General features: G+C 43.9%; 18 protein-coding genes. 6 read left to right on the forward strand and 12 right to left on the reverse strand.

From position 1 onward, the window contains the following. Window positions 1-42 precede the first annotated feature (42 nt). Window positions 43-774, reverse strand: coding sequence for an outer membrane beta-barrel protein (locus Q0081_RS13880; RefSeq protein ID WP_298354378.1), 732 nt, complete (start codon window positions 772-774; stop codon window positions 43-45). A gap of 406 nt (window positions 775-1,180) precedes the next feature. On the opposite strand from Q0081_RS13880, the gene Q0081_RS13885 reads away from it, so the two are divergent. From Q0081_RS13885 to Q0081_RS13905, 5 genes are all read left to right on the forward strand, one after another. Then, entirely contained in the window at window positions 1,181-2,929 is a 1,749-nt protein-coding gene (locus Q0081_RS13885; RefSeq protein WP_298354380.1) for a sensor histidine kinase, read from the forward strand. Between the two features lie 4 nt (window positions 2,930-2,933). After that, a complete protein-coding gene (locus Q0081_RS13890; protein WP_298354383.1) occupies window positions 2,934-3,695 on the forward strand; it encodes a response regulator transcription factor in 762 nt (253 codons plus the stop codon). A gap of 11 nt (window positions 3,696-3,706) precedes the next feature. Continuing rightward, complete coding sequence (locus Q0081_RS13895) at window positions 3,707-5,578, forward strand: tetratricopeptide repeat protein (RefSeq protein ID WP_298354386.1); 1,872 nt, start codon at window positions 3,707-3,709, stop codon at window positions 5,576-5,578. Window positions 5,579-5,582: 4 nt separating this feature from the next. Then, window positions 5,583-6,335 carry a LytTR family DNA-binding domain-containing protein gene (locus Q0081_RS13900; protein WP_298354389.1) on the forward strand — a complete coding sequence of 251 codons (753 nt, stop codon included), beginning with the start codon at window positions 5,583-5,585 and terminating at the stop codon, window positions 6,333-6,335. A 146-nt stretch (window positions 6,336-6,481) separates the two neighbouring features. Beyond that, on the forward strand, window positions 6,482-7,138 hold the full coding sequence (locus Q0081_RS13905) for an ABC transporter ATP-binding protein (protein WP_298354392.1): 657 nt from the start codon (window positions 6,482-6,484) through the stop codon (window positions 7,136-7,138). 81 nt (window positions 7,139-7,219) lie between these two features. Here the strand turns inward: Q0081_RS13905 and Q0081_RS13910 are convergent, their stop codons facing one another. The 8 genes from Q0081_RS13910 to recJ form a co-directional block, all read right to left on the reverse strand. Further along, the gene (locus Q0081_RS13910) at window positions 7,220-8,716 is read right to left on the reverse strand and encodes an XRE family transcriptional regulator (protein WP_298354395.1); all 1,497 of its coding nucleotides are present in this window, start codon (window positions 8,714-8,716) and stop codon (window positions 7,220-7,222) included. A 105-nt stretch (window positions 8,717-8,821) separates the two neighbouring features. Next, the gene (locus Q0081_RS13915) at window positions 8,822-12,703 is read right to left on the reverse strand and encodes a hydantoinase B/oxoprolinase family protein (RefSeq protein ID WP_298354398.1); all 3,882 of its coding nucleotides are present in this window, start codon (window positions 12,701-12,703) and stop codon (window positions 8,822-8,824) included. 191 nt (window positions 12,704-12,894) lie between these two features. Further along, entirely contained in the window at window positions 12,895-13,623 is a 729-nt protein-coding gene (gldF, locus tag Q0081_RS13920; RefSeq protein ID WP_298354401.1) for a gliding motility-associated ABC transporter permease subunit GldF, read from the reverse strand. 38 nt (window positions 13,624-13,661) lie between these two features. Then, window positions 13,662-14,180, reverse strand: coding sequence for a DUF4199 domain-containing protein (locus Q0081_RS13925; RefSeq protein WP_298354402.1), 519 nt, complete (start codon window positions 14,178-14,180; stop codon window positions 13,662-13,664). Window positions 14,181-14,384: 204 nt separating this feature from the next. Next, complete coding sequence (lptB, locus tag Q0081_RS13930) at window positions 14,385-15,116, reverse strand: LPS export ABC transporter ATP-binding protein (protein ID WP_298354404.1); 732 nt, start codon at window positions 15,114-15,116, stop codon at window positions 14,385-14,387. A 19-nt stretch (window positions 15,117-15,135) separates the two neighbouring features. Then, on the reverse strand, window positions 15,136-15,339 hold the full coding sequence (locus Q0081_RS13935; RefSeq protein ID WP_298354407.1) for a type II toxin-antitoxin system HicA family toxin: 204 nt from the start codon (window positions 15,337-15,339) through the stop codon (window positions 15,136-15,138). A 2-nt stretch (window positions 15,340-15,341) separates the two neighbouring features. Next, on the reverse strand, window positions 15,342-15,635 hold the full coding sequence (locus tag Q0081_RS13940) for a type II toxin-antitoxin system HicB family antitoxin (protein ID WP_298354409.1): 294 nt from the start codon (window positions 15,633-15,635) through the stop codon (window positions 15,342-15,344). Between the two features lie 12 nt (window positions 15,636-15,647). After that, window positions 15,648-17,372 (reverse strand): single-stranded-DNA-specific exonuclease RecJ, encoded by a 1,725-nt coding sequence (gene recJ, locus Q0081_RS13945; protein ID WP_298354411.1) that lies wholly within the window; start codon window positions 17,370-17,372, stop codon window positions 15,648-15,650. 300 nt (window positions 17,373-17,672) lie between these two features. Here recJ and Q0081_RS13950 point away from each other — a divergent pair, with 300 nt between their 5' ends. Further along, window positions 17,673-18,734, forward strand: a complete 1,062-nt coding sequence (locus Q0081_RS13950) for a saccharopine dehydrogenase family protein (protein WP_298354414.1) — start codon at window positions 17,673-17,675, stop codon at window positions 18,732-18,734. A gap of 28 nt (window positions 18,735-18,762) precedes the next feature. Here the strand turns inward: Q0081_RS13950 and Q0081_RS13955 are convergent, their stop codons facing one another. The 3 genes from Q0081_RS13955 to hypE form a co-directional block, all read right to left on the reverse strand. Continuing rightward, window positions 18,763-19,095: an L-rhamnose mutarotase gene (locus Q0081_RS13955; RefSeq protein WP_298354417.1), complete on the reverse strand. Its 333-nt coding sequence runs from the start codon at window positions 19,093-19,095 to the stop codon at window positions 18,763-18,765. A gap of 162 nt (window positions 19,096-19,257) precedes the next feature. Continuing rightward, entirely contained in the window at window positions 19,258-19,662 is a 405-nt protein-coding gene (locus Q0081_RS13960; protein WP_298354420.1) for a GxxExxY protein, read from the reverse strand. A 73-nt stretch (window positions 19,663-19,735) separates the two neighbouring features. Then, a complete protein-coding gene (hypE, locus tag Q0081_RS13965) occupies window positions 19,736-20,788 on the reverse strand; it encodes a hydrogenase expression/formation protein HypE (protein WP_298354423.1) in 1,053 nt (350 codons plus the stop codon). Window positions 20,789-20,800: the final 12 nt, after the last annotated feature.

Below are 20,800 nucleotides of genomic sequence, written 5' to 3' on the forward strand. Positions count from 1 at the left end.
CAAATTGAAAACTGATCTCATTTTTAGGTAAATAACTCGTTATCATTTCACCGCAAAGAAATACGCCGCCCGAATCCCCACGGTAATGTGTCGCCCATAGTAATCAGAAGAATTGGCCGGTATGGGTACCCAATTAGAGAGTGAAGGCTGCAAGTTGATAGAAAGCTCCAAGATTTGCTCTCCGACCGACCATTGTTTGGCAATGTTCAGATTGGCACTCACGTCAAACGGTTTGACGGTATCCACCAAAGGGTCATTGCCGATATTGAGCTTTTCTGAATTAGTGTCTGATTCTCCACCTCCCGTAATCAAAACAAATGATTTAGCACTCACAGCCACTCCGATACTTGGGCCTATACGTACTTTTACTCCGCTTTTCCCCAGCCCTACCCCCACCAAAAGAGGTATTTCCAAATACGTAATGTTCGTTTTGGCAGATAGCTTACCTGTCACAGATGTACCCCATACACTGCTGAACTTAGTCACCATTTTGGCGCCGCGAAGATTCATCAACAGGCCGGTTTGAAAACTTAGCCAATCATTTGGCGAATACTCCAGTAGCGCACCCGTTTGGGCACGTATCACAGGCATGAAGACAGTCGTTCCTCTAATTCCTGCGGCCTGATACAATGCATTGGAGTAATCGTTCTGAGTAGCTTTTGATAGCCCCGGATAGCTGCCGTTGAGGCCGACAATCGGCGCAATTTTGACTTCCTGCGCCAAGGAGACGAGGCTGAAGATTGTTACTAACGAGAGAAGTAAGAGGTTTTTCATGATTTTTATTGTTTTATATGCTTCAACAAGTCAAAACTAACCGCCTCTCCTTCCTCCCACAACCACCCTTGAGTATTCGCTGGGTTTGGGTAAGTAAGTGCCCCATTTGCCGTTGTAAGCGTTTTTTAAAGCCACGGACACACTGTTAAAGAGGACGATGACTCTAAAGTAAAAAACATCATATTGTGACGGCGGAAGAACTTCCCAACAGCGCTATATTATTTCCGAAAAGGGGGGATTTATTTCCGAATCGAATGAGTCCGGAAAAACTTTTGTAAAATCAAGGTTGAGTGGCGTTGTAACGGTAAAAATTTTTCAAATAAGAGTGGCTTACTATTGCTTCGGATTGCTTAAATTTACTCAAACCTTGTCAGAGGTTCTGTTTCTTCCCTTAACACAAAGCCTTATGACTCGATTCTTCTTTCTCTTGGTGGTTGTCTGCCTTCGGGCATTTGCTGTAAATGCCCAAACCGCTAATAAGCCTATAAACCCCAAAAGCCCCTACGGACGACTGCTTGAAACCCAAAAGGAGTACGAAGCCGCCATGAAAAAGGGGGACTCATTAGAAGTAGCCGAGATGTGCTATATTATGGGGAAGCGGTATATTGGTCTTAAAGATTATACAAAAGCCCAGCAGTGGTTTTTAAGAGCATTGCGTATCAGAGAGCCGCTGGGTCTGTCGGAAGACATCGGGAAAATATATATACAAATGACCGGATTCCCCGTCCATTCGCCGCTTTCGGCTACCGCCTTACACTATCAATATGTAGCCTATCTCAATTTCCGGGCGGGCAAATCGCTACGCAGTCAAATGGAAGCCAACAAACTGTTAAGTCATTTTCATGTAGATACTTGGAAACTTGGCCGGCCACTTCCTTATTCTACCTCTATAGGTTCATTAGACAGTGCCGTTTATTATGCGGAGCGGTATCTCCACTTCGCAAAAATTGAAGCTGATTCCTTTAACGTTGGGGCTTCTTACGGTCTTTTAGGCTACCTATGGAAGTTGAAAAACAACCCACATAAAAGCAATGAATATCGGCAAAAAGAACTGGAAATATTCACCAAAGCAAAACTGGTGAATAATATTATGGGTCTTTACATGGGTATAGGGGAAGATTGGTTGAAACAAAATAAACCTTCATTAGCCAAGCCGTGGCTGGATAAGGCATCTGCTTTGTCCGGAAGCGTTTCAGATCATACCTTGGATGAACTGTTGACGAAGGTATATGGTCTTTATTATGAACAAACTGGACAATGGGACAAGGCGTTTCGGTATCAAAAGAAAAATCTGGAACTGAAAACCCGGGAGTTTGATATACAATTGAGCCAAGTCGTTCAAAATTTAATTTTGCTGGATGAGTACGAAAAAAAGAAAGCACAGTTTGCCGCGCAGCAAAAAGAAATGGCGTTGCAAAAAAAACTCAGCATCGTCATCGCTTTCATGTTTTTAGGTGCTGCCTTATCGGGGTTCTTGTTTTATTTGTTGTTTGCCAAATACAGAAAGATAAGCCGGCACAATGCGCTGCTGGTGCGGGAGCAAAGCCACCGCACAAAAAACAACCTGCAATCCGTTTTTGACTTGTTGAACCTGCAACTCTACCAACTCACCGACCCCATAGCGGTGAAAGCCTTGGAAGAAAGCCTGATGCGCGTAGAGGCCATGTTATTGGTGCACCAAAGGCTGTATCAGGGCAGTAAGTTGATGGAGGTCAATCTTCAAAAATACCTCCCTGACCTGATAAAGAGTGTGTTGAGAAGCTATCATTTGGAGGCCACCGACCTCGTTTGTAAAATAGACCCGATTTGGCTTCATACCGACAAAGCCATTCCGTTGGGCTTGATTGTCAACGAACTGACGACCAATGCCTGCAAGTATGCCTTGACGGACAATCCCCGTCCGGTACTCAAAGCAAGCTGTTTTTTGAAGGGTGGGAAGGTCATGCTTCATTTTTCAGACAACGGCCTTGGGTTTGTCCCCCATCCGCTTCAAGACTCCTTCGGTCTGAACCTGATCGGTATGCTGACCGACAAACTGAATGCTGACGGAAAATTCAGCAAAAACAAGGGTTGTTGCTTTGCATTATCTTTTGAGCATAAAATAACACCAGTGGTGGATAAAGGAGAACAAACGTTAGAAAATCAACTTACTTAGCGTGATGGAACCCGGAAAAAATGTGCTGGTGGTGGAAGACGACCGCCTGCTTGCAGAAAACATCAAACAAACCCTTAAAAAAGAAGGGTTTTCCGTTTCGGGCGTAGCGAGAAATTTGAAAGAGGCGGTCGACATTATGAAACGAAACGTGATTGACATTGCGTTGATTGACATTCAACTCGACGGCCCCGAGGATGGGGTAGCTACGGCTACTGAGTTGCTTCGGATTAAATGGATACCTATCATTTATATTACCGCCCATACTCCCCTCGAAATGGACGAGCGAATGAAGAAAACGCTGCCGGCGGCGTTTTTGGAAAAACCGTTGCGAGTAAGGGAATTAGCGGTACAGATTGAACTGGCCCTTCATAATTTCGGGGTGGGGAATCTGCCTTCCGCCTATCAACTTCCATCAGAACAACTGTTTCTGCCGGCAGACAAAGGCCATATCGGCGTGAAAATCAGGGAGATTCTGTATCTCAAAGCAGATCGGGTGTATTCCCAATTGTTTTTATCCGAAAAAGAGTTTTCCAGAATTTATCCCGGAAGGACGTATGGGCACGTGCTCATTTTATCCAATATGGGGAGTGTTTTTCGTCGGTTGCCCGCTGATTTTTATCTCTTGTCGCGTTCGCTGGTCATTAATCTAAATCATTTAGCCCGCGTTGATTCCAATCGGCTTTTTATGCAACAGCACGAAATCCCCATCCCCGAAGGAAGACGCAAGGATTTAATAGACCGCCTCGCAGTGGTAAAAAGCCAATAAACCCCTTTTATATGCCTATTTTTATACTGTTTGCAGTGACATTCTGCCTGATTTCGACCATATCAGTGGCACAATCCCCCTCGGAAATGGTAGATTCTCTTAAAAAAGAAGTACAAAAGCACCCTGCGCAAGATTCGCTGCAGGTCAATCGATTATTGACAATAGCCGATGGTTTAGCATACACTGAGCTTGATGAGGCCATGCAATACGCCAACCAAGCGGCGGAATTAGCCGAGAAGTTGCAATTGTATGGGGGACAGGCAGGCGCACAACGACAGAAAGCTGTCATTTATATGAACAAAGGGGATTACCTCAATGCCATTGATGCCTGTCATCGAGCGCTTCAATTATCTGATAAATTGTTTGAAAGAATCAAAGACGACAAAGGCCAAAGCCTGTTTAATGCTACAATCTACAATGCCTTAGGGGCAATCTATTTAGATATTGAGCAACTTGATAAGGCGATTGATAACTTTTCAAAATTGGTAACCATCGCCCATAGATTGAACGAGCCCCGAGAAGAAGCCGTAGGTTTAGGTAATATCGGAGAAGCCTATACACGCAAAGGAGCGTACAGGAAAGCCATTGCGTATTTCGATAAGGCGGTGACAATTGCTCAAAAAAGCAACGACTATTTAGTGTTGGCTTTTGTACTCGGCAACAAGGGGGTAGCCTTAAATTTCTTGGAGAAATACACGTCGGCTCTACCCGTATTTGAGGAAAGTATTAAAAACGCTGACCAAGTAAATGATGTCCGATTCAAAACCATATCAATAGCAGGGTTAGCACAGTGTTATTTTCATTTTAATCAATACGACCTGTCGGAGAAATACGCAAAAAGTGCCTATGAATTGGCCAAGCCAATGGGCTTGATACAACAGCAAAGAGACGCTGCCAAGGTGTTGAGCATGATTTACGAGAAGCAAAATAAAAGTATGCCTGCTCTATCTTATTTTAAAGAATCGGTCACCTTGAATGATAGCCTCATCAGCAAGGCGAAACAACTTGAACTGACGCGCCGGGATATGAAGTTTGAGCAGGAACAACGGGAAATAATACTTAATGCCGAAATCAAACAAAAACAAACCGAACGCAACGCTGTGTTGGGTATCGGAGCCATTTTGTTGGTAGCCGTAGCAGTAAGTGCCTTTTTTTATAAAAGTAAGCGCGATGCGGATTTAGCGACTTTGATTGCTTTTCAAAAGCAACAAGAAGCTGAATATCAAGCACGTTTTGCCGAATATCAGGCTTTGGTACTGGAAATTGAAAACAAAGTATTACGGGCGCAGATGAACCCCCATTTTATTTTTAATGCGTTAAATTCCATAAGCAGTTATATCACCAAGAATGACTCGGAAAATGCGAACGAATATTTGGCAAAGTTTGCGGAACTGATGCGCCTTGTTTTAGAAAATTCGGACGAGAAGTTAGTGTTACTGAACGAAGATTTAAAAGCATTGAGGCTTTACATGCAGTTGGAGACACTCCGCCTTCCGGGGAAATTCAGCTTCGAGATAACGGTTGACAAAAACATTGATTCTGACGAATTGTTGTTTCCGCCACTTATCCTTCAACCTTTGGTTGAAAATAGTATTTGGCACGGAATCGCCAATAAAGAAGGGACAGGGAAGATAAAAATAGTAATCAGTAAAGAAGGAGAGAAAATGTACTGTGCGGTAGAAGATAACGGGATAGGCCGTAAGAAAGCGGCCTCTTTGCGTTCTCCCGTACAATTGGGGAGAAAATCAATGGGAATTGAACTGACAAAAAAACGAATTGCCATTTACGACAACACGCAGAACCCTGAAAATACTATATCCTACACAGATTTAGAAGAAGGTACCAGAGCAGAGATTAAACTCCCGCTAACACTCCAATTTTAAACTTATGATAAGGGCAATTATTGTAGACGATGAACGACATTGTATAGAGCAACTCAGCTATCTACTGGCCAGACATTGCGCTGAAAGCGTCAATTTAATGGGTGCCTTTGAGTCCGTAGAAGAAGGCGCACAGGCTATCCGTCAACTTAAACCTGAGTTGATATTTCTGGATGTGCAAATCAAAGGCAAAACAGGATTTGATTTGCTAGAAGAATTTTCTGAAATCAACTTTGAAGTGATTTTCATTACAGCTTATGAAAAGTATGCCCTTCTGGCATTTAAGTTCAGTGCGGTTGATTATTTATTAAAGCCTGTTCAGGGAGAGTATTTAGAGAAAGCAGTTGAAAAACTACAACATAAGTTTTTACTCAGGGATACTGCAAAAGCCAATGTTGAAGCTCTTCTTTTTAATATGCAAAGTAAGTCTTTCAAGTCTAGGCGTTTGGCAATTCCAAATATAAAGGGATTTGAAATGATTGAGATTGACGACATAATTTACTGCGAAGCAGACAACCGTTATACTGATATTTTTTTTAAAAGTAAACCAAAAATTACCTCTACAAGACTTTTGAAAGAGTATGAAGAGCAGCTATCCTATTACGATTTTTTCAGGGTTCACCAGTCGTATTTAGTCAGTTTCAAATACGTAGCAAGCTATAATAGTAAAGCTGGTATTGTTAAAATGACAAATGACAAAGAAATTGATGTTTCTTTGAGAAAGCGAAAGGAATTTAACGACTGGATAGAGGCACATTGATAAAGTGCCAAAAACAATGGAATTACTGCACCGGAGGACGGCGCACGACTCGTAAACTTTAAAATTTACCTTACCGACATTTCGCTCCCTTTGTCTAAGTCCCTGACTTTTCCAATCTTTGTCTTTTCAACTTCAACTCAGTAAGAATGCTCAAAGCCCGCCAAATTGTCCGTAACTACGGAAGTTTACCCGTTTTAAAAGGAATTGATTTAGAAATAGCCAAGGGCGAATTAGTGACTATCGTTGGTGCTTCGGGAGCAGGGAAAAGTACATTGCTGCATATTTTAGGCACACTCGACCGCCCCGATGCCGGGCAGGTATTTATCGGTGATACGGATGTGTTTGCCCTCAAAGAGAAAGACTTAGCGACTTTTCGTAACCAAAAAATCGGGTTTGTTTTTCAGTTCCATAATCTTTTGCCCGAATTTACGGCACTCGAAAATGTGTGTATGCCGGGCTTTATTGGAGTCAGAATTCAGGAGTCAGAAGTAAGGAGAAAAGGAGGGGAGCTTTTGAAAATGTTGGGATTGAAAGACCGCCTCAATCACTTGCCGTCGCAACTTTCGGGGGGAGAGCAACAACGGGTGGCAGTTGCAAGAGCTTTAATTAATGACCCTGCCATCATTTTTGCCGATGAGCCCAGCGGAAACTTAGATTCTCGCAATGCCGAAGATCTTCACCAACTTTTTTTTCGCCTGCGAAATGAACTCCATCAAACTTTCGTGATTGTAACGCACAACGAACACTTAGCCGCCTTGGCCGACCGAAAACTGGAAATGGTGGATGGGGGGATTAGTTTATAAGTTTGCAGTTTATACGTTTAGGGTTTACAGTTTACGGTTTAGAGATAACGGTAAACTGTAAACTTAAAAACAGTAAACTAATTAGTGCTCTCCGCTCAACTGCATCATGGCTTTTCGAATGGCTTCGTTTTTGTGCTTGCGTTGAAGTACCGTTGGGGCGGCCATGCGCTCTTTGCAGTCGAAAGACGGGCAGCGTTCGCAGGTTTCATTTACTTCGCGTTGGGGGATTTCAGAAGCGTTCAGAAATTTAATTTTAGCCCGCACATTATCGTCCAATCGAATTCCCATCGATACACTTACGTTCAGATTAGGCGTTGGCGACATGGGTTTGGCAAAAGACACCACAAAATACTTGTCTTGGGTATCCATGTAGTGCGAAACCTGGGTCCGGCAAAGCGTATGGGCATACTGTCCTTTTTCCTGTAATTCAGCCAATTCCTGTAAAATCGTCAACGCAACCCAACGGCGACAGTAATGTTCATCGCGCACGGTATGCGGGTTGTGCTTGCGTGCGATGTGCATTTCTTTGGTCAAATCGAATCGATTTTGTCCCGCAAAATTATTGAAACGTAAAAAGAACAATTGGCTTATGCCGAAATACTTAGGTAAGATATTGCTCAGGCGATAGCAGAAAGATTCGGGAGTACTGTTAAAATAGGCAATCATATTGACCAATGCTTCGCCGTCAAAATGAGGTTGCTCAAAAAACGCAGCTAATTTTTTCGCTAAAATAGGGCCTTTGATGATAATTGCACTGGCAAAATAAGATGCTTTGTAGTTGTTGAGAAGTTGTTCAAAGGATTCGGCCTCCACCAAATGCGTGGTGTTCAGGCGATTTTTGAGCTTCATGTATTGATACCCCAGCTCGCGTCCGTAAATAAATGCGCGTTGGTTGGCGTCCAACTGTGGGCTTATTAACAGCCGTAGTTTATCGCTTCTCTGAACCAATAACGACCGAATCCCGACGAGTTCGGGATATTTCTTTTCGTCTATGAACTGTATTTCGTAGGGATAATTTTTGACCAACAAATCAGCCAGGTACTTATCATCCAAAATCACTTCTTCGGGGACTTCGTAGTGCGCCAAAAACTGCTCGGCTTCCTGCTCTAAATCCTCAAAATAGTTGTCGTACATCTCCTGATACGTTCGCAACGCCGAGAAGTAAAACTGCTCGACTGACATGTTGTAATTTCGGGCAATTTCAATCAGGGTGCCGATAAAGGCACTGAGTTTGGTAGGAGCATCCGACAGCATTTCCAGCAAATCGGCAGGATCTATACCAAATAAATCAAGCGGAAGTTCGGTTAGGATATTGGATTGCAATAATTCTGAAATAGGCTCTAATTTTTTGCTTAGTTTTATCGAGACCAATGAATCATACTCTACATCAAAAGCCCTCGCAAGGGCGATAATTTTGTCAGATTTTGGATATTTTTTCCCTTTTTCAATTTCGTTGATATAGGAGATAGAAAGCCCAGTTAGCTGAGACAAGTCACTGAGAGAAAGAGACTTGTCAAGGCGAAGTTGTTTGAGTTTAAGCCCGAAAACGAGGCGGATATTGTCTTGGTTAAGTGGCACTTTTGAGAATTGTAAGTTAGGGTTTTTGAACTGGAATGGATATGAATTCTATTTCAATAGGATGATAAAGGTAAAATTAGTACTTTTTCCTAAAAACGTAGTATTTTAAACGTGTTTCCCATATCCTCCTCCTCCCGGAGTTTCAATGCAAAGACGGTCGCCTGCTTCTACCATGATACTGCAAATTCCGCTTAGTGTTTCGGCGGAGCCATCGCTTCGAGTAAGTGTCTGACGTCCTATAAGTCCGTTTTCACCTCCCTGCAACCCATACGGAGAAACCACACGGTGTTGGGTAATGAGCGTGACACGGAGCGGAGCCAGAAACTCAACGTGCCGTACGACGCCATCGCCGCCTTGCCACTGGCCTTGGCCGCCCGAATTTTTTCTCACCGAAAATTCGCGTAAACGGACGGGATATCGGCGTTCCAATTCTTCGGGGTCGGTAATGCGCGTATTGGTCATGTGTTGGTGGACTGCCGACCGACCGTTAGCGCCTTCGCTTGCACCCGTGCCGCCGCAGATGGTTTCGTAGTAGCCAAAGCCGGTACTGCCGAACAAAAAATTGTTCATCGTTCCCTGACTGCACGCGGCCAACCCAAAGGCTTTCAATAATGTATCTACCAATCGCTGACTTACTTCGGTATTGCCGCCTACTACAGCAGGGCATTGCGTGGCGTCATCGCTGAAAACAGGATGCAGAAAACTGTCGTCGGGCAAAATGACTTTTACGCCCTGCATCAAACCTTCGTTAAGTGGAATGTTTTGATTGACCAACAATCGTAACACGTACAAAATGGCGCTGTAAATGATGGATATATTGGCATTGAGATTGTTGGGATGGCGAGAGGATGTGCCCGTAAAATCGAAAACTAAATCCGATAGAGACCGGTTTATGGATACGTTTATTTCATATCCGTCATCAAGCGATTCATTGGCGGTAAATGTTTGATTTTGAAAAGGTTTAAGCACTTCCTGCAATGCTTCAAAAGCACTGTTTTTCAGCAGTTGCATGTATAGATGTACTTTTGTCAGGCCATGCTGAGCAACTAAGCTTTGCAGAGCACTTTCTCCCGAGCGCAGGGACGCTAACGCCGCGTTGATGTCGGCGATGTTTTCGGTGAGAGCACGAGTTGGATAAGGGCCTTGGGTAAACAATTCTTTCATTGTTTCCCATTGCATTTCGCCGTTTTTGACCAAATAAGTTGGTAAAATGACCACGCCTTCTTCGGTTAAAGAAGTAGCGTCGGGCGGCATAGAGCCTGGCGTTCGACCGCCGATTTCGGCGTGGTGAGCGCGGTTGATAACGTAGCCAATGAGTTCATTTTCGGGAGTAAAAACGCCTGAAAGTAACGTTACATCGGGCAAATGCGAACCGCCATATTTGGGATGATTGGTAATAATGACATCTCCGACTTCAATTGCGATTTTCTCGCGTACGAGCCGCGCACATACGCCCAGACTTCCCAAGTGCACGGGGATATGGGGGGCATTGACCAACAATTCGGCATCTGAATCCAGTAAGGCACACGAAAAATCCAGTCGCTCTTTGACGTTGACGGAAAAAGCGGTACGCTGTAATTGCGCGCCCATTTCTTCGGCAATCGCCATAAAACGATTGGTAAAAAGCTCTAATTCGATGGTTTGGTTTTGTGTTTTTGAGGAGCGAGTGCCGCCCCAGTGCAAATCCGGAACAGCGTCGCGCAAATCACGACCGGTAAATTCCACTACGGCATCTAAAGTGGGTGTGATCACCACTTGCCAGCCTTCGGGAATGAAACTTGTAGAAGAGGGATTGAGCAACACCGCAGGCCCATTAAAATAATCTCCCGCACCAAGTTGGCTCCAATCATAAACCTTACAGGTTTCCGAAAACCTGTAAGGTTTGGCTTCTTGCTGCGGACTGTAAAGCGGAACGCCGCCCGCCGTAAACTGTAAAGCGGAACGCCGCCCGCCGTAAACTGCCTTTTCTGCAATAATTACCTTTAAACTCTCTACTTCGATCACCAGATTGTCGGGACAGTAACCGAAAATCTGACGGTATTTTTCGTAAAATGCAGTTTGTAAGTCATTCCATTGGTACTCACTTTTCCAGGAAACTTCAATGGTGCTTTCCTGTCCTTTGAAGCGGAGATAAAACAAAACAAGATTGTTTTTATCGTCAAATTCAGTGACGCCTTCCTCCGAAAGCAAGTTTTTACCTTCGGTTATCAGAGTAGAAAGGAGGGGTTCAAAAGCACTTTCAAATTCGGTAAACGGTTTTAAGATTTGCCTGGAAACAATGCGTTGAGCACGCGCCTGCCCCATACCGAAAGCACTCAATAAACCGGCATCATAGGGTAAAATAACAGTATTAATCCCCAGAATTTCGGCCAGTTGGCAGCCGTGCAAACCTCCCGCTCCTCCAAAAGTAAGCAAAGGATATTCTTTTGGGTCAAAGCCTTTGGTAACCGAAATGCGTCGAATGGCCTCGGCCATTTTTTCGTTGGCAATTTGCTCAAAACCACGTAACAACTCCATTACTGGAAGCTGGTGTTGAGTTTGCGTAAAAATTTGAGTTTGAATGGTGGCTAATGCTTCCTGTGCTTTCTCAAGTCGAACCGGAATTCCGAAACGGGAAGTATCTAACTTACCCAAGAGCAAATTGACGTCAGTGATGGTAAGCGGACCGCCTCCGCCATAACAGGCCGGACCTGGATTGGCTCCCGCGCTTTCAGGTCCGACGCGCAGTTTATGACCGTCAAAATAGCAAATGGAACCTCCTCCTGCTGCCACGGTTTCAATGGCAAGCGTTGGGTTATGAAGTTCAATTCCTTCGATTCTTGTGATAAATTCTAAATCCAATTTCCCGTCAAAACGGGCCGTATCGGTACTGGTGCCGCCCATGTCGAAAGTCAGACAGCGCTCAAAACCAAGACGTTGAGCAATGGCTGCCGCACCTACCATGCCACCCGCAGGGCCACTTAACAAGCTGTCCTTGGCAGAAAAAGCAGCGGCACTTACTAATCCACCAGCACTCGTCATGACTTTTACAACCCCATCCGTTTTTTTTAATAAGTCCTCCTTCACAGGGGTAGATTTAGACGATCTGCTGCGCGGTGGGGTTTGAAAGGAACGGGTGATATTGGTGAGATAATCGGATAGAATGGGCTGCAAATACGCATTGACCAACGCCGTTTGGGTCCGTTTGAGGTAGTTAATACCCGCGTATAGTTCCGCAGAGCTGCTTATGTATTCGTGTCCCTGTTCTTGGAAACAGTGCTGAAGTTGTTGTTCGTGAATAGGGTTCAAATAACTGTGCAACAGCGAAATAGCTATCGAATTGTCTTTGGGTTGAGTTAGTTTGGTTACATCAAGGGGCTGTAACACGTGCCCCGCAGCGTCCAAGCGTTCTTCTATTTCTACCACTTCATTGTACAAAAGAGTAGGTTCTGGAATGGCGAGTTGAAATAAATTGGGCCGTTGTTGGGTGCCGATGCGGAGTAAATCTTTGAAGCCTTGGGTAACAAACAGCGTCACTTTGGCTCCTTTTCGTTCCAAAAGTGCATTCGTTCCTTTCGTAGTGCCAAGGCGCATGGAAAGCGGTGGAAATGCAGCTGAAAGAAGGGTTTCAGTGACAATACGCGTAGCCAGCACAGGTGCTTCTTCGTGCGTAGTGATTTCAAAGTCAACTTCTTCTGAATATGCGTCCGACGGTTTTGAACCGTCAGACGCATATAAATCATGCGCTAAAATCAATGTATTTCCCTGAACATCGGCAATCTTGATGAACTCATTTTGACCAACCACCCGAAAAGAAAACCCTTTGACAAGTTCAGTGTCGAATGCCCACGAAGTAATAATTTGGAAAGTAGTTGGCGAGATTTTTTTTGCAATTCTACCCCTTAAAAAACTACTGCTGAGTACTTTGGTGCGTTTGAGTTCGCCCGAAGGGCTGAGCGCCAAACAATCAGTAAAAGTACCACCTGTATCAATCCAAATTTGCCACATAAGTATTAATTGTGAATGACGGGGCCGCCCGTGCGGTGATTAATTTTTTAATTGCCAATCGCTAAATGTAAACTGAATAGTGTTTATGCGTGGCGTTTAAAGCAAAGTGAGAAAGCACTGAAGTAAATAAAAAACGCAGATTTACACGGATTTTTGAATCTATGCAAATCTGCGTTTTTAAGATTTTAAATTTATTGTCGCCTTCCTGCAATTCGGTTTTGGGTAAACCACAAAAACAAACCCGTCACGCTGAGAAGATAGACTACATTGCGGGAATCTATCAAACCGCGCCCTAAATCGGCGTATTGTTGGTCCAGCGAAATCCAAGAAAGAGGATAAGCAAATTCACCCCAAAAATCCAGGCGAGCGACTGCCCCAATGCCTGCAAAAAGCAAAAAGCACACAAATACCGCAAGTACAAAGGCCACAATTTGGTTGTCGCTTAATGACGAAGCCCATAACCCTACCGCCACAAAAACCGCCCCCAACAGCAACAGGCCGATATAGGACCCAAATACAGCTCCTGTATCAATGTTTCCGACGGGGTTGCCAAGTTGGTAAACGGTATAGTAATAAAGAAGGGTAGGGGCGAGGGTAAGTACAACAAGAGCCCAATCGGCCAGAAACTTTCCGACAACCAATCCCCAATCACTCAGAGGTTTTGTGAGCAGCAATTCAATGGTACCATTCCGTACTTCTTCGGCCAACGACCGCATTGTAATGGCGGGAATCAGGAAAAGCAATACAAAAGGCGTTAAATTGAAAAAAGCGCCTAAATCAGCATAACCGTAGTTTAGAACGTTGGTGTCGGGGAAAACCCAAATCAAAAGCCCTACGGCCGTCAAAAAAACGGCCATCACAATGTAGGCCGTTAAAGAACTGAAAAAGGAGTTGATTTCTTTGTTGAAAATAGCAAACATAAAACAATGGACTGTTGACTGTAAACGGTGGACTTGCATTATTCTAACTCAAACGGTTTATCCTTCTTCATAATTGCGGAAATGATGAGAGAAACAACGAAACCAATAATAATGGACATAATAATTCCAATGACAAAGGTGATACCGGGACTTGTAAATTTGGCGGTCATCTCCATTGCCGCTTCGATTTGTGCATCGTCCATGCCTCTGTTTTCCAATTGTTCCCGCGACTTATCTAAAATTTGCTGCTGAATCGTCGAATCAATAAATTCGTTGTAAATGTATCCGTAAGTACCTGAAATAAATCCCGAAATACCTGTTAAAAGTGTTCCGATTCCCAGACCTTGTCCGTAGGTCATAAAGCCTCCGTTAGCAGTGCGAAACTCTTTCATAGCCAAGACAATTGCTACGATGGGAATGATGAGTCCCAAAGAAGAAATGCCCTGATTGGTCATTTGGCCGGTGACGTACAAAACAGTTAAAAAGACAATGGAGGCTACCCCTGAAATAAGACCCCATTTAAGAGAGGCACGAGCTGTAGTAAGTTGTTGTTCCATACGAATGAAGTTAAAAGGTTGATAGTTGGGGTAAAGGTAAAAATCCCGCAGGAATAAGTGAAAATTTATAGATGAATGGTCTAAACTTAAATGTGAAAGATTTAAAATTTCTCCGTGAAATACATTAATGCACAGCAAAATAGGACGTAAACGGAAAACGGGCCCGCTCGCGCGGTATAAAACTCTAAACCGACAACTGTTTTACTACACTTTCCGTTTGAGTTCAAAATGTTGGCCCAAATAGAGTCGTCGCACCTGAGGGTCGGCGGCAAGTTCTTCGGGAGTACCTTGTTTAAGGATTTTTCCTTCAAATAATAGGTAGGCACGGTCTGTAATGGAGAGCGTTTCGGATACATTGTGGTCAGTAATGAGAATTCCGATGTTTCTGTATTTCAATTTTGCCACAATCGTTTGAATATCTTCTACGGCAATGGGGTCAACTCCTGCAAAGGGCTCGTCCAATAAAATGAATTTGGGGTCAACGGCCAAGCATCGAGCGATTTCCGTGCGTCGCCGTTCTCCGCCTGACAGTACCATCCCTTTGTTTTTGCGAACATGATTCAGGCTGAATTCTTCCATCAATTCCTCGCATTTGGCTTTCTGTTCGGCTTTCGATAAATCAGTCATTTCCAACACGGCAATGATGTTTTCTTCTACCGTCAGTGAGCGAAAAATGGAAGCTTCCTGTGCCAAATAGCCGATACCCAATCGGGCTCGCTTGTACATGGGTAGGTCAGTAATGTCCTTGTCGTCCATGTAAACGTGGCCGCTGTTGGGTTTTACCAGCCCGGTGGCCATATAGAAGGAAGTTGTTTTGCCGGCACCGTTAGGGCCGAGCAGCCCTACAATTTCGCCTTGCCCTACTTGATAACTTACGTGGTCATTGACCAGTCGTGAGCCGTATTTTTTGATTAAATTTTCAGTTCTTAAAATCACAATATTGCTTGATTTTTACCTATAAATCGTCTCTTTCTATGCCGCATTCCTTGAGAATTCTGTAGAATAGCCCTTTTCCTAAATCCTTTCGTCCATGTATAGGTATCGGAACTGACTTTTTGAGAAGATCATTTTTGTAAATATGATGACTGCCTTTAATTCTGTCAAGATGCCATCCGTTTTCTTCCAACACTTTAATGATTTCTTTGGCATTGTACCCCATAATTAAACAGCGACAGAGTGAAAATGACCGGTATTACGTTCAATGGGGATGATTGTCTCAATTTTTGTTTTTTGCTGTTGTAATATTGCATTGTCATCAGGAATAGGATATCCGTTTTCCGATCGAGATTCGATGATACCTTCAATAGCCTCTTTTACCATTTCTATTGCTTCTTCCAGCGTTTCTCCGTAGGTAATACATGGGCTTAAGGTAGGGACTTCCGCTACATAAAACCCTTCGCTGTCATCTTTGGTAATAATTATTTTATACAACCTTGGCTTTTCCATGTCGTTCATTTTTTAATGAAATTAGTCTTCCCACTTCAAATCTTTCAAATACAGTTGTAACGTTGTCTTGTCCCGAAACGTATTTTCTTCGATGGTATAGGCAATAGAAAATGGTTGTCCCTTGACCAATTTTGGATAAAACTCGGCCATGCCAAAACCAATAGCGGTAAAAGGAGTGCTTCCCGGAGATGTTGTCTGAAATACCTCGAATTTGAGGTGTTTTTCCTTCATAATGGTAGGCGTGCCGCTCATTCTGACGTTATGGCTTGCAAAAATAGGAGTCATGTTTTCGGGGCCGAAAGGTGCCATTTGCTTCAGAATATTGTAAAATCGTCCCGTGATGGCATTCAAATCCAAATCCATATCAATGTCTACTAACGGAGTAAGTTGTTCGGGTAAAAGCCGTTGGCTGACTATCTCATTAAACCGTACCCGAAAGGCCGCTACATTGTCTACCGGTAACGAAAGCCCTGCGGCGAAGGTATGACCGCCAAATTGTTCCAATAAATCGGAACACGCCTCAATCGCTTCATACACATCAAATCCCGGTACCGACCGCGCCGACCCAGCCGCTTTTCCGTGTGAGTTGGTCAAAATAATGGTTGGGCGATAAAAATGTTCAATGCACCGACTCGCTACAATCCCCACTACGCCCTTGTGCCAATCTTCTTTGTAAAGGACCGTGCTGCTGGCATTCAGCAACCAATTGTCGTCCCGAATCATGTTCAGGGCTTCGTCGGTAATACTCGTGTCAAAAGTGCGGCGGTCGCTGTTGTGTTTGTTGATTTCTTGGGCAAAATCCTCTGCTTCGGCCTTGTCCTGGCAGAGTAACAGGCGAACGGCCTCTTTGGCGTGGGCAATGCGCCCGGCAGCGTTGATACGGGGAGCCAGTCCAAAAACTACATTGGTAATGTCAAGTTCGTTGCGCAGTCCGGCGATTTCGATAAGGGCGTTTAAACCTACCCGTTTGCGCTTATTGAGTTCTTTGAGTCCGAAAGCAGCCAATATTCGATTTTCCCCTGTAATGTGTACGATGTCGGCAGCGATACTGACTACCAACAAATCCAGCTGTTCCATGAGCTCCGTTTCCTCACCAAAACCCTGCTGACAAAGTGCCTGCAACAACTTGAAGCCTACGCCGCATCCAGTCAATTCTTTATAAGGATAGGGGCAGGCTTCGCGTTTGGGGTCGAGCACTGCTACCGCAGGAGGAAGGTTACTGTCGGGACGGTGGTGATCGCAGATGATAAAATCAATACCGCGTCGCTTGGCTTCAGCCACTTTGTCGGCCGATTTGATACCGCAGTCAAGGGTCACGATGAGTGTAAAACCATTGGCTTCGGCGTAGTCAATTCCTTGAGAAGATACTCCGTACCCTTCGATATAGCGATCCGGAATGTAGTATTCAAGGCGGGAATAATATTTTTTTAAAAATCCATAAAATACAGATACTGAGGTGGCTCCATCTACGTCATAGTCCCCGTAGATGATAATTTTTTCCTGTTTTTCAAAGGCTTGCAATAGCCTTTCCACGGCCTTGTCCATGTCTTTCATCAGGAAAGGATTGTGGAGTTGTTCGAGAGAAGGCCGAAAGAAAGCTTTGGCTTCTTCAAAATTATTAATTCCCCGTTGCAAGAGAAGTTGCCCTAAAAATGGATTAACATTAATGGATTTGGCAAGGGCATTCGCTTGTTCTTGTTGCTGTTGAGAAAGGGTTTTGCGGTATGTCCAACGTTTGGTATTCATATTTTGCAAAGTAACGAAAATCCGGGCAAATCCGTTAAATTCGTGTGGGCAGTGTTGTTCGTATTTAGATTTTTTAACGTAATATTGCCCAAATAACAAAGGATTTTTACTTTTGTTCTATAATGAATCCTAACTTCAAAAAACAGCTTGCCCGTTTGGCCTACCTGCGTAGTGCCTGTTCCTTTGTGCCTTAATTTTCCTTCTTTTTGTAACCCTGTAAGGGGCTAATTCCCTGTAATAAAGCCGCTTTTTTGCTTTAATTCATCTATTATTTTTACTTCCAAAAATCAACAAATTACCATGCAAAATGTATTAGTCATTGGCTTGGGTAAGGTGGGATCATTGGTAGCCACTTTACTTAGCAAACAGTTTAAAGTCAAGGGTTTGGATAAACGAAAGTCCTCTAATCCATTGCCTTTTGAAATCCTTGAAGGTGACGTAACCGACGAGGCTTTTATTGAAAAATCATTGGTTGGTTTCGACGCTGTGGTGTCGTGTATGCCGTATAATTTAAATCTGCCTATTGCGCGGGCTGCTTACCAACTCGGCATTCATTATTTTGACCTTACCGAAGACGTACCTACTACTGCGGCTATTCGAATCATGGCCGAAACGCACCGGGGCGTGATGGCGCCTCAATGCGGTTTGGCGCCGGGATTGATTGGAATTGTCGGAGCCGATTTGGCTAAACGATTTGATAAACTTCGTGACATTGAATTGCGAGTGGGGGCCTTGCCGTGTTATCCCAACGGGTTGTTGGGCTATTCGTTTACGTGGTCGCCAGCAGGGGTTATCAATGAATACATCAACGATGCGGAGGTGATTCACAACGGTGAGCAGAAAATGGTTTCTTCGCTTGATGGCATCGAAGTAATTAACATTGAAGGGCAGGAATTTGAGGCATTCAGTACATCGGGAGGGTTAGGAACCATGTGCGAAACCTATCTCGGAAAAGTGGATACGTTAAATTACAAAACCATTCGCTATCCCGGTCACGCCAAACTGATGCGGTTCCTGTTATATGAATTGATTTTGAAAAATCGACGCGAACAGTTGGAAGAAATTCTTACTGCGGCCAAGCCCCCCGTTAAAGAAGATGTCGTGTATGTGTATGCGGTAGTGGAAGGTTGGCAAGCCGACGGACTGGCGCGGGAAGAATTTTATCGTGCTTATCACCCACGCATGATAGACGGACAACATTGGCGTGCTATCTCTTGGACTACTGCTGCTTCCATTGCCGCCGTGGTGGAAATGGTCGCCGCAGGTACTCTTCCCCAACAAGGTTTTCTCAAACAGGAAGAGATTCCTTTTGAGGCATTTTTAGCCACAGAAAACGGGGCTTTTTTCAGAACAAATAATTGAAAACGTAGAGGGAGGGCAGGCCCTCCCTCTACACAAGAGTAAATATCTTTTTCATCAACATCCATTTTTCGCCTTCTTTGGCCATCGGAAGAGCCTGTTGGTAGTTCCACATCAGGTTTTCCCATTCCTGTACGTTGGGGTCGGCTGCATCAGCGGCGGCTTTTTCTTCAAATGAAAAATCATCGGTGGTTTCCATAATCATAAACAACCGATTGCCAATTCGGTAGATTTCCATGTTGGTAATTCCCGAATCGGTGATGCTTTTTTCTATTTCTGGCTGAAGTTTTACGTGGTATTTTTCGTATTCAGCAATGAGCGTTGGGTCGTCTTTCAGGTCAAGGGCAAGGCAATAGCGGAGCATGAATTCTAATGGTTTTGGTAAATACGTTATCTAAAAAAGCACCAAATAGATTTTCCTTACTTTTGTTTTCGTTCTTCAATACAAAAATCTTAAACCATTAAGGGATTAAGTGAATTGAGTTCTCAATGAATCTTCACTTCTTAATGGTTGACATAAGCTGTTTTATTCAGGTAAAGCCTTAAAAAATTCATTTACAAATGGTCTCATGCTTTTTGTAATATTGTCCGTAAAGAAATTTATAAGCAATCCCTGTGGCTTTTGGAGTAGCTTCATATAGGTTAATAATTGGGCTTCATGAACGGGTAAGAGATTTTCAATCGCTTTTAATTCCACTACAATACAATTATTGACCAACAAGTCTAATCGCAAGTCAACATCCATTATTAACTGGTCATAGACGACAGGTACGTTCATTTGCTGTTTGACTATACATCCGTTTTTTTCTAATTCATATTTCAGGCATTTTTCATAAACACTTTCAAGTAAACCCGGACCTAATGATTTATGAACTCGTATGGCCGCGCCTATAATTTCGCAGGAAAGTTGGGTAACTTGTTTTTTAGTCATTGTTGGGGGAAATTTAAATGAATATCAACAAGAGATTGAGACTCATTTCATCTTCAATGGTAATGACGAAACCCTAACAAATCCTTGGCAATTGCTCCCCTACTAACATATTGACAACGCGCTTGCCGCCAATTCTGCTTTGCCAAACCACCTGTTTGGGATGCTCAACAGTTACTTCTCCGATGATAGCTGCATTTTCACCGGGAGGAAGTTGCCGTAATTTGCTCAGAAAATCATCCGCAATCGCAGACGAAACAAAGGCGATAAATACACCTTCATTGGCCACATAGAGCGGATCCAAGCCCAATAATTCGCACGCGCCGTAGACCTCGTCAATGACCGGAATGTCTTTTTGGTGAATAGCCATGCCCAATCGGGCATCACGCGCAATTTCGTTGAGTGTGGTAGCTACTCCGCCTCGCGTGGGGTCGCGGAAGAGGTGAATATCAGTGCCAAATTCGTCCAAAAGTGCCTTGACTGTATGATTCAAACGGGTGGTATCGCTTTCAATGGAAGTTTCAAAATCCAACCCTTCCCGCACCGACATGATAGCAATACCGTGCGTCGCGATGTTTCCGCTTACAATGATTTTATCGCCCGATTTTAGATTATTGGCGGAGATATTGGCTTTGGGGTGTACCTGCCCAATGCCCGATGTGTTAATGAAAATTTTGTCACCTTTACCGCGCTCTACGACTTTGGTATCGCCCGTGACAATCTGAACGTCGGCTTTTTCGGCGGCGGTTTTGATGGAAACCAAAATCTCCCAAAATTCAGGCATGGTTAACCCTTCTTCCAGAATAAAACTAAGGGAAAGGTATTTGGGAATAGCGCCGCACATGGCCAAGTCATTAACGGTGCCGTTGACGGCTAATTCACCGATGTTTCCTCCTGGAAAAAATACGGGAGAGACGACGTAACTGTCTGTTGAAAAAGCCAATTGTCCTGATAATTCAAAGACGGCTCCGTCGTGGTGTTCGTCCAATAAAGGATTTTTGAGTAAATTAAATACGCCTGATTCAAGCAATTGATGGGTCAATATTCCGCCACTGCCGTGCCCTAACGTAATGACGTCAAAATCCAATTTGGGCATGGGACAGGAAAGATTAACAATGGAGTTTTTCATGGAAAGCAATGA

Origin of the sequence: Runella sp. (genome assembly GCF_027484545.1) — a bacterium.
Lineage (GTDB): Bacteria > Bacteroidota > Bacteroidia > Cytophagales > Spirosomataceae > Runella.

Coding starts and splice junctions, on each gene's coding strand:
- Q0081_RS13880 (WP_298354378.1), bottom strand. CDS start 774: ATGAAAAACCTCTTACTTCTCTCGTTAGTAACAATCTTCAGCCTCGTC.
- Q0081_RS13885 (WP_298354380.1), top strand. CDS start 1,181: ATGACTCGATTCTTCTTTCTCTTGGTGGTTGTCTGCCTTCGGGCATTT.
- Q0081_RS13890 (WP_298354383.1), top strand. CDS start 2,934: ATGGAACCCGGAAAAAATGTGCTGGTGGTGGAAGACGACCGCCTGCTT.
- Q0081_RS13895 (WP_298354386.1), top strand. CDS start 3,707: ATGCCTATTTTTATACTGTTTGCAGTGACATTCTGCCTGATTTCGACC.
- Q0081_RS13900 (WP_298354389.1), top strand. CDS start 5,583: ATGATAAGGGCAATTATTGTAGACGATGAACGACATTGTATAGAGCAA.
- Q0081_RS13905 (WP_298354392.1), top strand. CDS start 6,482: ATGCTCAAAGCCCGCCAAATTGTCCGTAACTACGGAAGTTTACCCGTT.
- Q0081_RS13915 (WP_298354398.1), bottom strand. CDS start 12,703: ATGTGGCAAATTTGGATTGATACAGGTGGTACTTTTACTGATTGTTTG.
- gldF (WP_298354401.1), bottom strand. CDS start 13,623: ATGTTTGCTATTTTCAACAAAGAAATCAACTCCTTTTTCAGTTCTTTA.
- Q0081_RS13925 (WP_298354402.1), bottom strand. CDS start 14,180: ATGGAACAACAACTTACTACAGCTCGTGCCTCTCTTAAATGGGGTCTT.
- Q0081_RS13935 (WP_298354407.1), bottom strand. CDS start 15,339: ATGGGGTACAATGCCAAAGAAATCATTAAAGTGTTGGAAGAAAACGGA.
- Q0081_RS13940 (WP_298354409.1), bottom strand. CDS start 15,635: ATGAACGACATGGAAAAGCCAAGGTTGTATAAAATAATTATTACCAAA.
- recJ (WP_298354411.1), bottom strand. CDS start 17,372: ATGAATACCAAACGTTGGACATACCGCAAAACCCTTTCTCAACAGCAA.
- Q0081_RS13950 (WP_298354414.1), top strand. CDS start 17,673: ATGCAAAATGTATTAGTCATTGGCTTGGGTAAGGTGGGATCATTGGTA.
- Q0081_RS13955 (WP_298354417.1), bottom strand. CDS start 19,095: ATGCTCCGCTATTGCCTTGCCCTTGACCTGAAAGACGACCCAACGCTC.
- Q0081_RS13960 (WP_298354420.1), bottom strand. CDS start 19,662: ATGACTAAAAAACAAGTTACCCAACTTTCCTGCGAAATTATAGGCGCG.
- hypE (WP_298354423.1), bottom strand. CDS start 20,788: ATGAAAAACTCCATTGTTAATCTTTCCTGTCCCATGCCCAAATTGGAT.